The sequence below is a fragment of the Corynebacterium sp. ACRQP genome (assembly GCF_022345915.1).
GTDB lineage: Bacteria > Actinomycetota > Actinomycetes > Mycobacteriales > Mycobacteriaceae > Corynebacterium > Corynebacterium lehmanniae.
The window spans coordinates 19,418-31,886 of record NZ_JAKRMZ010000031.1; the positions used below are offsets into that span (position 1 = coordinate 19,418).

A 12,469-nucleotide genomic window follows, 5' to 3' on the forward strand; every position below is an offset into this window, starting at 1 on the left:
TCGGGTTTACGCCCGTTCGGGGGTACGGAGCCGTCGCTAAGCACTTGCTTTTCGACGAGCTCCGCCCGAATCCTGGCAGTGGGGCGTACGTCACAATATGGTGGGGAATGTTATATACCCGCACGAAACGATTTGAGGGAGCATCATGAGCGACCGCATTGCAAGCGCCAAGCTGCGCGACAAGGTCATGTCCGCCGAAGAGGCTGTCCAGTTTGTCAACCACGGCGACAAGGTCGGCACCTCCGGCTTCACCGGCGCCGGCTACCCCAAGGCTATGCCCGCCGCCATCGCGGAGAAGGCGAAGGCCGCCCATGAGAAGGGCCAGGACTTCTCCATCGACATGTACACCGGCGCCTCCACCGCACCGGAGTGCGACGGTGTGCTCGCCGAGGCCGGTGCGCTGCGCTACCGCATGCCGTACCAGTCCGACCCGACCATGCGTAACAAGATCAACGCCGGCGAGATGAAGTTCCAGGACATCCACCTGTCGCACTCCGGCATGATGGTTGAGCAGGGCTTCTTCGGCGAGGTGGACTTGGCCATCGTCGAGGCAGTGCGCATCACCGAAGAGGGCAACATCGTCCCGTCTTCCTCGGTGGGCAACTCCGTGGAGTTCCTCAACGCCGCCAAGAAGATCATCATCGAGGTCAACTCCTGGCAGTCCGAGGAGCTCGAGGGCATGCACGACATCTGGACCGTGCCGCCGCTGCCGAACCGCATCCCGATCCCGATCACCAAGTGCGGCGACCGCATCGGCACCACTTACATCGAGATCGACCCGGAGAAGGTCGTCGCCGTCATTGAGACGAACGACCCGGACCGCAACGCCCCGTTCAAGGCGCCGGACGAGATCTCCGAGCAGATCGCCGGCAACTTCCTCGACTTCCTGGAGAACGAGGTCAAGGCCGGCCGCCTGGCCTACGACGGCTACGTCATGCAGTCCGGCGTGGGCAACGTCCCCAACGCGGTGATGGCGGGCCTGATGGACTCCAAGTTCGAGAACATCCAGGCCTACACCGAGGTGATCCAGGACGGCATGGTCGACCTGATCGACGCCGGCAAGATGACCGTGGCGTCCGCAACGTCGTTCTCCCTGTCGCCGGAGTACGCGGAGAAGATGAACAACGAGGCCTCGCGCTACCGCGAGTCCATCATCCTGCGCCCGCAGTCCATCTCCAACCACCCGGAGGTCATCCGCCGCACCGGCCTGATCGCGTCCAACGGCATGATCGAGGCGGACATCTACGGCAACGCCAACTCCACCCACATCAACGGCTCCCGTCTGATGAACGCCCTGGGCGGCTCCGGCGACTTCACCCGCAACGCCTACATCTCCTCGTTCATCTCCCCGTCGGTGGCGAAAGACGGCGCGATTTCCGCAATCGTCCCGTTCGCGTCCCACATCGACCACAACGAGCACGACGCGATGGTCTTCATCACCGAGTACGGCGTGGCCGACCTGCGTGGCCTGGCCCCGCGCGACCGCGTGGCCAAGATGATCTCCATCGCCCACCCGTCGTACCGCCCGCTGCTGGAGGAGTACGTCGAGCTCGCTTCCAAGTGCAAGTACCAGGCAACCCCGCACGATCTGCGCCACGCCTTCGACTTCCACCTGCGCATGGAAGAGACCGGCACGATGATGAAGCAGGACTAACCCTGCCCCGATTTCCGGGCTAATGGTCCCAGGGGCTACCATTAGCCCCCGCGGGCCTTTAGCTCAGCTGGTAGAGCTACGGACTTTTAATCCGCAGGTCGCGGGTTCGATCCCCGCAGGGCCCACCTTCAACCCCCGTCGCTATATTGCGGCGGGGGTTTGTTGTGCGTGTCACAGGTTGGGTGTCGAGTCGCCAAAATAATGGTGATATCAAAGGTGTTTTTCTCTACCCTGGGTGTTCCCAAACTTTTGAGAGATTTTTAGAGAAAGGCAACCATGGCAACCACTGTTGGCCACTACCTCGCCACCCGCTTGGAGCAGATCGGCCTTGAGCACTACTTCCAGGTGCCGGGCGACTACAACCTCCAGCTTCTCGACGAGCTGTTGAAGAACGACAACCTGAAAATGGTCAGCTGCACCAACGAGCTCAACGCCTCCTACGCATCGGAGGGCTACGCGCGAGCAAACGGTGCATCCGCGTGCGTGATCACCTTCAACGTCGGTGCGTTTTCCGCGCTCAACGGCGTTGCCGGTGCTTACGCCGAGCGCCTGCCCATGATCTTCATCTCCGCCGGCTACAACACCAACGACGAGGCTTCTGGCCGCTTCCTGCACCACACCATCGGCACGACGGACTACTCGTACCAGGAGGAAATGTTCCGCCCGGTGACTTGCAAGACCGTGCGCATTCTCACGGCGGAGGAGGCGCCCGCGAAGATCGACGACGCCATTGCCACCGCCCTGCGCGAATCCAAGCCGTGCTATATCGAAATCGCCTCGAACCTGGCGGACGCCGAGTGCCCGGAGCCGCAGCCGAAGCAGTTCCCTCGTGCATGGGAGCTGCCGTACGACGCCGACGCAGTGGAGCAGGCCGCAGATGCCGTTGCTAAGCAGCTCAATGCCACCAAGAAGCCGATCTTGTTGGCCGGACCTCACCTGCGCCCGTACGGCGCCATCGACGCGTTCAAGCGCCTAGCCGAGGCGCTGGGCTGCGCCGTTGCCGTGCAGCCGAACGCGAAGGGGTTCTTCCCAGAGGATCATCCGCAATACATCGGCCATTACCTAGGTACCTCTTCCGCGCCGGGCGCGGAGGCCATGGTGGACTTGTCCGATTGCGTGCTTGCGGCCGGCCCGATGTTCACTGATTACTCCACGGTGGGCTGGACCACGACGGTGCCGAACGATTCCGGCTACATCGCCATCGCCGAGGACGGCGTGACCACCCCGGAGGGCAACTACACCAACCTGCCCATCGCGCCGGTGCTCGACGTCGTCGCCCAGAAGGTGGAGAAGAACTCCGCCACCATCGAGCAGTACAACCGCGACGACGTCACCGGAGAGCAGGCGGAGTACACCCCGGCGGCAGACGGCGAGCAGCTCACCCGCGCCGAGATGGTGCACCAGATCAACGAGCTGATCACGCAGGATTCCACCCTGTTCGCTGAGACCGGTGACTCCTGGTTTAACGGCATGCATATGCAGCTGCCGGGTGGCGCAGGGTTCGAAATTGAGATGCAGTGGGGCGCCATCGGCTGGTCGGTGCCGTCGGCGCACGGGTACGCCGTGGCGAAGGGCAATGACCACCACACCATCCTCATGGTCGGCGACGGGTCCTTCCAGCTCACTGCGCAAGAGGTGTGCAACATGATCCGCTACCAGGACAACATCACCGTCATTGTGGTCAACAACAAGGGCTACGTCATCGAGTCCGCGCTGCACGAAGGCCCGTACAATTACTACAAGAACTGGGATTACGCAGCGCTGATGGATGCCTTCAATGCCGAGGACGGCGAGGGCATTGGAATCACCGCTACGACTGCAGGTGAGCTGCGAGATGCTCTTCGCACCGCCAGCGAAAACACCCACCGTCCAGTGCTGATTGAGGCCCAGATCCCGCACGACGACATGACCCAAGACCTGGTGAAGTGGGGTAAGCCCGTCTCCGCCGCAATCGGCCGCGCCCCGGCAGACAAGCAGTAGTGCAACGCAGCGTGCGTCAAGCGGGTTAGAGTTTTCCGCATGAACTTCGGCCTTGCGTTCGGTCTGTCGCTGTTCGCCGGTTTGTCTACCGGCCTCGGCGGCCTGCTTGTGGCGCTCAAGCGCAACCCCAGTGACAAGTTTCTCGCTGCTTCGCTGGGGTTTTCCGCTGGCGTGATGGTCTACATCTCGCTGGTGGAGCTGCTGCCGGAGGGGGTCGCCTCGCTCGGGGGCGACGACAGGGCGCAGCTGTGGGGCACCGTCGCGTTCTTCGCGGGCATCGCTGTGATCGCGTTGATCGACAGGTTTGTGCCCGACGACATCAACCCGCACGAAGACCCTTCGGGCGGAAAGACCATGCGCAACGTCGGCGTGGTCACCGGCTTAGCCATCGCGGTGCACAACTTCCCGGAGGGCTTCGCCTCGTTCATCGCGGCGCTGGAAAACCCGGCGCTGGGGCTTCCGATTGCCATCGCGATCGCCATCCACAACATCCCGGAAGGCGTGGCGGTGGCCGTGCCGCTGCGCCAGGCCACAGGGAAGAAGTGGAAGGCCGCCGGCTGGGCCACGCTGTCTGGTTTGGCCGAGCCGTTGGGCGCACTGATCGGGTTTGTGCTGCTTCGCCCCTTCCTGGGCCCGGAGACGCTCGGCGTGGCCTACGCCGCCATCGCCGGGATCATGGTGTTTGTCAGCCTGGACGAGCTTTTGCCCACGGCAATTCATACCGGCCGCCACCACACCGCGATCTACGGACTCATCGCGGGTATGGCCGTCATGGCGGCCAGCCTGCTCATTCTGCCGGGGTAGGGGCTACTTCCAGACCTCGAGGCGCATGAGGATCACGCCGTCGTCCGCGCGCACGAGCGCGAGGTCGTCCGGCTCCGCCACCTGGGCGTCGAGGATCTCGCGGGTGATGCGCAGCTGGTAGCGCTGCTTTTCGCCGTCGATGTCCACTGAGCCGATGCTGGTGTACTCGTTGTGGTCCTCAATCTCCGCCGCACTGACCGCCACGTCGGGGGTCTGGCCCGTGCCGCGCACCGCGAAGATCGGTGCGCCGTTGCTGAAAGACGCGCCCTCGCCGCCGGAAAGTATCGTCTGGATCAGCTCGCGCACAGCCACCGGATCCGTGGTCAGGGGCGCCACGGAGCGGGCGCCGAGGACGGAATGGTTCATGGGCGTGAGCTCGTCGTCAAGCTTGGCTCCCGCGTCGCGGTAGGAGACACCGAACTGCCGCAGCGCGCCGTTGACATCGCGGCCGATAAGGACTTCGATGCCCACCTCGCCGTCGCGGTCCATCACACGGTAGGAACCGAGGGATTCAACGATGGGGGAGTGCGCGGAAAGGAGTTCATCTTTTGTCGGGGACAGGGTCGCGTCGTAGATGATTGCTTCAGCCATGTAGGCCACTGTAGTGCTCGTTTGGTTGCTGCGAAGGCTGTGTCGTATGATTCAACGGCTGTCTTTGATGACAGGCCCCCATCGTCTAGAGGCCTAGGACTCCGCCCTTTCACGGCGGCAACACGGGTTCGAATCCCGTTGGGGGTACGGCCCTGTGGCGCAGTTGGTTAGCGCGCCGCCCTGTCACGGCGGAGGTCGCGGGTTCAAGTCCCGTCAGGGTCGCCATTAGCTCGAGGTACGCCTCGAGCCTTTTGCTTTGCGACGGCTACGCTTGGCACCCGTGAAGAACAAGGCTGACGCCCACGACGTAATCGTTGTTACCGGCGCGAACGAGAACAACCTGCGGGACGTCTCTGTCACGATCCCGAAACGCCGCCTCACCGTGTTCGCCGGCGTGTCCGGGTCCGGCAAGTCCTCGCTGGTCTTCGACACCGTTGCTGCCGAGTCGCAGCGCCTGATTAACGAGACGTACTCGTCCTTCGTCCAGGGCTTCATGCCGTCGATGGCGCGGCCGGACGTGGTCGGGCTCGAAGGGGTGACCGTGGCGATCGTGGTGGACCAGTCTGCGCTCGGGGCGAACGTGCGCTCCACCGTCGGCACCGCCACGGACGTCACGCCGATGCTGCGTGTGCTGTTTTCGCGCATCGCGGAGCCGCACGCCGGCGGGCCGGGCGCGTACTCCTTCAACGTCCCCAGCGTGACGGGCGGCGGCGCGATCAAGGACGCGACCGGCAAGAAGAAGGTGGTGAAGAACTTCACCCGCACCGGCGGCATGTGCCCGGAGTGCGCCGGCACCGGGCGTGCGAGCAAGTTCGACGAGGCGCAGGTGGTGGACGACTCGCTGTCCATCGACGACGGCGCCATCCTCGTGCCGGGCTACAAGCCCGGGTCCTGGCAGTTCCGCGCATACGCCGAAGCCGGGAAGTTCCCCACCGACGTGCCCGTCGGCGAGTTCACGGCCGAGCAGCGCCACGCTCTGCTCTACGGCGAGCCCGAGAAGGTGCAGTACCTGGGCTTCAACACCACCTACCAGGGGCTCATCCCGCGCCTGGAGTCCTCGCTGCTGAGCAAGGAAAAAGAGGGCCTGCAAAAAGCCGCCCGCGAGTTTGTGGACCGCGCCGTGACCCAGGTGGATTGCCCCGCCTGCGGCGGCACCCGGCTGGCGCAGCACGCGCTGGAGTCGAAGATCAACGGCAAGAACATCGCTGAGCTGTGCGCCATGGAGGTCGAGGACCTGGCGGAGTGGTTCGAGGGCGTGGACGCGCCGGGCGTGGCGCCGCTGGTGGCGTCCATACGCGAGGCGCTGGCGAACTTTGTCGCCATCGGGCTGGGCTACATCGCGCTGGATAGGCCGAGCTCGACGCTGTCCGGCGGCGAGTCGCAGCGTGTGAAGATGATCCGGCACTTGGGCTCCGCGCTTTCGGACGTCACCTACGTCTTCGACGAGCCCACCGCCGGCCTGCACGCCGCCGACATCGACAGGTTGAACGGCCTGCTCACCGCGCTGCGGGACAAGGGCAACACCGTGCTCGTGGTGGAGCACCGCCCGCAGACCATCGAGGCCGCGGACCACGTCATCGAGCTCGGCCCCGGCGCGGGCACCGAAGGCGGCGAGATCGTCTTCGAGGGCACCGTTGCGGAGCTGCGCGAGGCTGGCACGCGCACAGGCGAGAGCCTGAAGCTCGGCGTCGAGCTCAAGGAGGACCCGCGCGAGCCCGTCGATTGGCTCAAGGTGCGCGGGGCGAGCGAGAACAACCTCGCCAGCATCGACGTGGACATCCCCACTGGCGTGCTCACCGCAGTGACGGGTGTGGCGGGCTCCGGCAAGTCCTCCCTGCTGCGCGCGCTTGAGGATTCCGCGCTGCTGGAGGACGCGGTGTGGGTGGACCAGGCGCCCATCTCCGGGTCGCGGCGCTCCAACCCCGCCACCTACACCGGCGCGCTGGACCCGATCCGCAAGGCGTTCGCGAAAGCCTCCGGCGAGCCGGCCTCGATGTTCTCGCCGAACTCCGCCGGCGCGTGCCAGCACTGCAAAGGTGCGGGCGTGGTCTACGTGGATCTCGGCATGATGCAGGGCGTGGACGTGCCCTGCGAGGTCTGCGAGGGCAAGCGTTTCAGCGACGCCGTGCTGGTGCACACCCTCGGCGGCAAGAACATCGCCGAGGTGCTGTCCATGCCGGCGGAGGAGGCGCAGCCCTACCTGAAGGAGAACAAGGTCAACGCGGCCGCCAAGATGTGCGGGCACCTTATCGACGTCGGGCTGGGCTACGTCACCCTCGGCCAGCCGCTGACAACCCTGTCCGGCGGCGAGCGCCAACGCCTCAAGCTCGCGGCGAGCCTGAAAAAGACCGCGTCCGCCTACGTGCTCGACGAGCCCACTACCGGCCTGCACCTCACCGACACCGCGCGCCTGGTGGACCTGTTCGACCGGCTAGTGGACGCCGGCGCGACCGTGATCGTGGTGGAGCACAACCTAGCGCTGGTGTCTCGCGCCGATTACGTCATCGACTTGGGCCCGGGGGCGGGCTCTGCGGGCGGGCAGGTGGTGGCGGCGGGCACGGTGCGGAAGCTCGTCGATAGGCATGAAAGCACCGGGTCTGAAACGGGGCGATACCTCTCACACGCTGGCGATTTGTAGCCGTATGAGGGTGCTGTGTAATGTATCAACTCGTGCAAGCGACAGTGTGAAACACACTGGAAGGCGCACCGAAACAACAGAATATGGCCCTGTGGCGCAGTTGGTTAGCGCGCCGCCCTGTCACGGCGGAGGTCGCGGGTTCAAGTCCCGTCAGGGTCGCTGAATTGCTTGGCAAACGAGTAGTTCCGGCCAGATAGCTCAGTTGGTAGAGCACACGCCTGAAAAGTGTGGGGTCGCCAGTTCGATCCTGGCTCTGGCCACACTCCCGAAAACCCCTTCCGCAGCGACGCGGAAGGGGTTTCACATATATAGTCGGCCGCATGTCTGAAAACCCGGAAGTATCCGTGCGCAAGAACGAAACGGACGGCCAGTACGAAATCCTCGTCGGCGAAGAAGTCGCCGGCTTTGCCACCTACGCCGACGCGAACGGCGTGCGCGACCTGCCGCACACCGTGGTGGACCCCAAGTTCCGCGGCCAAGGCCTGTCCAAGCCGCTGATCCAGGCAGCGCTTGACGACGCCCGCGCCGACGGCATGCAGGTCACCCCGTCCTGCCCCGCCGTGGAGCGCTACATCGAGCAGAACCCGCAGTACCGGGACCTGCTCGCCTAACTAGATGATGTAGCTGCCCGGATCGACGTAGCTGTCCGGGTCTACGAGCTTGATGCACTCGTCCGTCTTGCGCGGGCGGGTCTTCGCCGGGATGCCGACAGCGATGGAGTTTTCCGGCACGTCCTTGGTCACGACGGCGTTCGCGCCGACGGCGGAGCCCGCGCCGATAGTCACCGGGCCCAGCACCTTCGCGCCGGCGCCGATAGTGACGTTGTCGCCGATGGTGGGGTGGCGCTTCGTCTGTGTGAGCACCTGCCCGCCCAAAGTGACGCCGTGGTAGAGCATGACTCCCTCGCCGATCTCCGCGGTCTCGCCGATGACGATGCCCATGCCGTGGTCGATGAAGAACCTCCGGCCGATCGTCGCGCCGGGGTGGATCTCAATGCCGGTGAAGAACCGGTTCAGCTGCGCCAGGATGCGCGCCGGCCCCTTCCAGTCCCGCTCCCACATGGCGTGGCAGATGCGGTGCACCCAGATGGCGTGCAGGCCTGAGTACACGACAGCGTTTTCGACGTCGCCGCGCGCGGCCGGGTCGTGCTCGCGCGCGTTTGCCAGGTCCTCGCGGACGGTGGAAATTACCTTTGCGGCCAGGGAAAGCATGGGGCGCAGTGTACCAAGCGGTTCATTTTTTGTGGGGATAAAGATTCCCCCGGCGCCGAATGGGGTCGGGGCCGGGGGAGGGGCGACAGCTCGTCGCTAAGCAAAAAGTGCTTAGTCGCGGATGTCCTCGTACAGGACGGTGGAGACGTAGCGCTCGCCGAAGTCCGGGATGATGACCACGATGGTCTTGCCCGCGTTCTCCTCGCGCGCGGCCAGCTCCAGCGCCGCCTTGACGTTTGCACCTGCGGAGATGCCGCCGAGGATGGCGTCCTTCACCGCGAGCTCGCGGGAAGTGGACACGGCGTCCTCGTTGGTCACGGCGATGATCTCGTCCACGACGTTGCGGTCCAGGGTGCCCGGGATGAAGTTCGCACCCAGGCCCTGGATCTTGTGCGGGCCAGCCTCGCCCTTGGAGAGCAGTGGGGAGGCAGCCGGCTCGACGGCCACGGCCTTGACGTCCGACTTCTGCTCCTTGAGGTACTTGCCGGCACCCGAGATGGTGCCGCCGGTGCCCACGCCCGCGACGAGGATGTCCACCTCGCCGTCGGTGTCCTCCCAGATCTCCGGGCCGGTGGTGGCGTAGTGGATCTTCGGGTTGGCCTCGTTCTCAAACTGGCGGGCCAGGATGGCGCCCTCGTTCTGCTCCACCAGCTCGTTGGCCTTCTCCACGGCGCCCTTCATGCCGGCGGCGCCCGGGGTGAGCACGATCTCTGCGCCGTAGGCGCGCAGCAGCACGCGGCGCTCGGTGGACATGGTCTCCGGCATGGTCAGGATGACCTTGTAGCCCTTCGCGGCGCCCGCGAGTGCGAGTGCGATGCCGGTGTTGCCGGAGGTTGCCTCGACGATGGTGCCACCCGGCTTCAGCTCGCCGGATGCCTCGGCGGCCTCGATGATGGCCTTGCCGATGCGGTCTTTGACGGAGTTGGCCGGGTTGTAGAACTCCAGCTTGGCCAGCACGCGGGCCTTGGATCCGTTGGCCTCGGTGATGTCCTTCAGCTCGACGAGCGGGGTGCCGCCGATGAGGTCGAGAACGTTGCTTGCGATCTTCGCCATGAGAGATTGCCTCCTGGGTTGATTGAGTTTGTTTAAGGCTCAGCATACACCCCGAACTAGACCGGGTGGTTTGTCTCGTGTGTACCGGATGGTTCGGACCGGCGTTTTGGGTGCCGTGGAAGCGTTGAATCAAGCGCCGTTCGAGCGGGGCTAAGTTTGGCTACCCCCGTTCGCGCGATATGATCACGATTGTTTTTGAGTCCTGTTCGGATTCGGGTGTTCCCCAAACGGGTGCCCCCGGAACGGTGGAAGGCGACACGTATGACGATGGATGCGCAGCGCATCAAGGACGACGATGACGCGATCCGTGCTGCACTGACCGCGTTGAAGACCGCAACCGGAATTCCAGTTGCCATGTACGGCACTCTCCTGTCGGATAACCGGATCCAAATCACCCAGTGGATCGGCCTGCGTACCCCGGCGCTGCAGAACCTCAGCGTCGCCGAGGGGGCTGGCGTGGGCGGCAGGGTCGTGTCCACCCGCCGCGCAGTGGGCATCGCCGACTACACGCGAGCGTCCGTGATCTCCCACGAGTACGACCAGCAGATCCAGGACGAGGGCCTGCACTCCGTCGTGGCCGTGCCGGTGATCGTGCAGCGTGAGATTCGGGGCGTGTTGTACGTCGGCGTGCACTCGCCTGTGCGTCTGGGCGACAAGGTCATCGAGGAAGTCGCCATGACCGCGCGCACCCTCGAGCAGGAGCTCGCCGTCAACGCGGCGCTGCGCTCTTCCGACGGCGGGGACCGCGCCGGCGCCAAGACCGGTCGCGCGATGAACGGCGCCGAGTGGGAGCAGGTGCGCGCCACCCACTCCAAGCTGCGCATGCTGACCAACCGTGTGGAGGACGAGAAGCTGCGCAAAGAGCTCGAGCAGCTCTGTGAGCAGCTGGTCTCCCCGGTGGCCGTGAAGCAGACCACCAAGCTGTCCGCTCGCGAGCTCGACGTGCTCGCATGCGTGGCGCTCGGCCACACCAACGTGGAGGCCGCCGCCGAGATGGGCATCGGCGCGGAGACCGTGAAGTCCTACCTGCGCAGCGTGATGCGCAAACTCGGTGCTCACACCAGGTATGAGGCGGTCAACGCCGCGCGTCGCATCGGCGCTCTGCCGTAGGCAATTGCTTATCGACGTCCCTCCGGTTCTGTACTGTGGCGGACGTGAAAGAACGGTTTTTGGTTTCAGGCGGCGCCCGGCTTGCGGGCGAAGTTCGCGTCGACGGCGCCAAGAACAGCGTGCTCAAGCTGATGGCCGCGGCCCTTCTGGCCGAAGGCACCACCACGCTGCGCAACTGCCCCCGGATCCTGGACGTTCCGCTGATGCGCGACGTCCTGGTCGGGCTGGGCTGCGAGGTGGACATCGAAGGCGATGTGGTGCGCATCCACACTCCGGCCGAGGTGTCCCCGCACGCGGACTTTGACGCGGTGCGCCAGTTCCGCGCATCCGTTGCAGTGCTCGGGCCGTTGGTCGCCCGCTGCACCGAGGCGTACGTGGCGCTCCCGGGCGGCGACGCCATCGGGTCGCGCCCGCTGGACATGCACCAGTCCGGCCTGGAGAAGCTGGGCGCGACCACCCACATCGAGCACGGCGCGGTGGTGGCGCGGGCAGACAAGCTCACCGGTGCCTCCATCAAGCTGGACTTCCCGTCCGTGGGTGCGACGGAGAACATCGTCACCGCGGCGGTGCTCGCCGACGGCCGCACCGTGCTTGACAACGCCGCGCGCGAGCCGGAGATCGTGGACCTGTGTTCCATGCTCAATTCCATGGGCGCGCGCATCGAAGGCGCGGGCACGTCCACCATCACCGTCGATGGTGTGGATTCGCTCTCGCCGACGGAGCATACGGTGGTCGGCGACCGCATCGTCGCCGGTACCTGGGCGTACGCCGCGGCCATGACTCAGGGCGACATCACCGTCACCGGCGCCGCCCCCGGGCATCTGCACCTGGCGCTGTCGAAGCTGAAGCTCGCCGGCGCCAACGTGGAGACCTACGACAACGGGTTCCGCGTGCGCATGGACCAGCGTCCCCGCGCCGTGGACTACCAGACCTTGCCGTACCCCGGCTTTCCGACGGACCTGCAGCCCATGGCAATCGCGCTGGCGACGATTGCCGACGGCGTATCCGTGATCACCGAGAACGTCTTCGAGGCCCGCTTCCGGTTTGTGGACGAGATGCTGCGCCTGGGCGCCGACGCCAACGTGGACGGCCACCACGTCATGCTGCGTGGAGTGGACAACCTGTCGTCCACCGACGTGTGGTCCTCCGACATCCGCGCCGGCGCCGGCCTCGTGCTCGCCGGCCTGGTCGCAGACGGTGTGACCACCGTGCACGAGGTGCACCACATCGACCGCGGCTACCCGGCATTCGTCGAGCAGTTAAACGCGCTTGGTGCACATGTAGAACGCGCATAAAACCCGCGTTGTGCTGCGGGTTTGTGTTGTGTGTGGGGTGTGTGTAACTTATATCGAGTCAGCGAGACCGACAACGCCCCGCTGGAAGGTGAGATTCTTTCCGGTTTGTGTGGCGGGCAGGAAAACAATCGCT

10 protein-coding genes and 5 tRNA genes are annotated in these 12,469 nt (G+C 65.2%); 12 read left to right on the forward strand and 3 right to left on the reverse strand.

Annotated features, from left to right (window positions below; translation table 11 throughout):
• Positions 1–145 precede the first annotated feature (145 nt).
• The 4 genes from MHY23_RS10940 to zupT all read left to right on the forward strand — a co-directional run bounded on the left by MHY23_RS10940 (position 146) and on the right by zupT (position 4,438).
• Entirely contained in the window at positions 146–1,654 is a 1,509-nt protein-coding gene (locus MHY23_RS10940; RefSeq protein WP_239307578.1) for an acetyl-CoA hydrolase/transferase family protein, read from the forward strand.
• Positions 1,655–1,706: 52 nt separating this feature from the next.
• Positions 1,707–1,779, forward strand: a tRNA-Lys gene (locus MHY23_RS10945).
• Positions 1,780–1,930: 151 nt separating this feature from the next.
• Entirely contained in the window at positions 1,931–3,634 is a 1,704-nt protein-coding gene (locus tag MHY23_RS10950) for an alpha-keto acid decarboxylase family protein (protein ID WP_239307579.1), read from the forward strand.
• A gap of 39 nt (positions 3,635–3,673) precedes the next feature.
• Positions 3,674–4,438, forward strand: coding sequence for a zinc transporter ZupT (gene zupT / locus MHY23_RS10955; RefSeq protein WP_239307580.1), 765 nt, complete (start codon positions 3,674–3,676; stop codon positions 4,436–4,438).
• Between the two features lie 3 nt (positions 4,439–4,441).
• Here the strand turns inward: zupT and MHY23_RS10960 are convergent, their stop codons facing one another.
• On the reverse strand, positions 4,442–5,029 hold the full coding sequence (locus MHY23_RS10960) for a hypothetical protein (RefSeq protein WP_239307581.1): 588 nt from the start codon (positions 5,027–5,029) through the stop codon (positions 4,442–4,444).
• 74 nt (positions 5,030–5,103) lie between these two features.
• Between MHY23_RS10960 and MHY23_RS10965 the strand changes: the two genes are divergently transcribed.
• From MHY23_RS10965 to MHY23_RS10990, 6 genes are all read left to right on the forward strand, one after another.
• Positions 5,104–5,176: transfer RNA gene (locus MHY23_RS10965), tRNA-Glu, on the forward strand.
• 1 nt (position 5,177) lies between these two features.
• Positions 5,178–5,254 (forward strand) — tRNA-Asp (locus tag MHY23_RS10970).
• A gap of 55 nt (positions 5,255–5,309) precedes the next feature.
• Positions 5,310–7,667, forward strand: a complete 2,358-nt coding sequence (locus MHY23_RS10975) for an excinuclease ABC subunit UvrA (protein ID WP_239307582.1) — start codon at positions 5,310–5,312, stop codon at positions 7,665–7,667.
• Between the two features lie 85 nt (positions 7,668–7,752).
• Positions 7,753–7,826, forward strand: a tRNA-Asp gene (locus MHY23_RS10980).
• A 28-nt stretch (positions 7,827–7,854) separates the two neighbouring features.
• Positions 7,855–7,927: transfer RNA gene (locus MHY23_RS10985), tRNA-Phe, on the forward strand.
• A gap of 60 nt (positions 7,928–7,987) precedes the next feature.
• Positions 7,988–8,278: a GNAT family N-acetyltransferase gene (locus tag MHY23_RS10990; protein ID WP_181889015.1), complete on the forward strand. Its 291-nt coding sequence runs from the start codon at positions 7,988–7,990 to the stop codon at positions 8,276–8,278.
• Here MHY23_RS10990 and epsC read toward each other — a convergent pair whose 3' ends face one another.
• Positions 8,279–8,878, reverse strand: a complete 600-nt coding sequence (epsC, locus tag MHY23_RS10995; protein WP_239307583.1) for a serine O-acetyltransferase EpsC — start codon at positions 8,876–8,878, stop codon at positions 8,279–8,281.
• A gap of 111 nt (positions 8,879–8,989) precedes the next feature.
• A complete protein-coding gene (cysK, locus tag MHY23_RS11000) occupies positions 8,990–9,931 on the reverse strand; it encodes a cysteine synthase A (protein WP_181889012.1) in 942 nt (313 codons plus the stop codon).
• 267 nt (positions 9,932–10,198) lie between these two features.
• Between cysK and ramA the strand changes: the two genes are divergently transcribed.
• Both ramA and murA read left to right on the forward strand, forming a co-directional pair.
• A complete protein-coding gene (gene ramA / locus MHY23_RS11005) occupies positions 10,199–11,041 on the forward strand; it encodes an acetate metabolism transcriptional regulator RamA (protein WP_181889639.1) in 843 nt (280 codons plus the stop codon).
• A 44-nt stretch (positions 11,042–11,085) separates the two neighbouring features.
• Positions 11,086–12,336 (forward strand): UDP-N-acetylglucosamine 1-carboxyvinyltransferase, encoded by a 1,251-nt coding sequence (gene murA, locus MHY23_RS11010; protein WP_239307584.1) that lies wholly within the window; start codon positions 11,086–11,088, stop codon positions 12,334–12,336.
• The last annotated feature ends 133 nt before the right edge of the window (positions 12,337–12,469 follow it).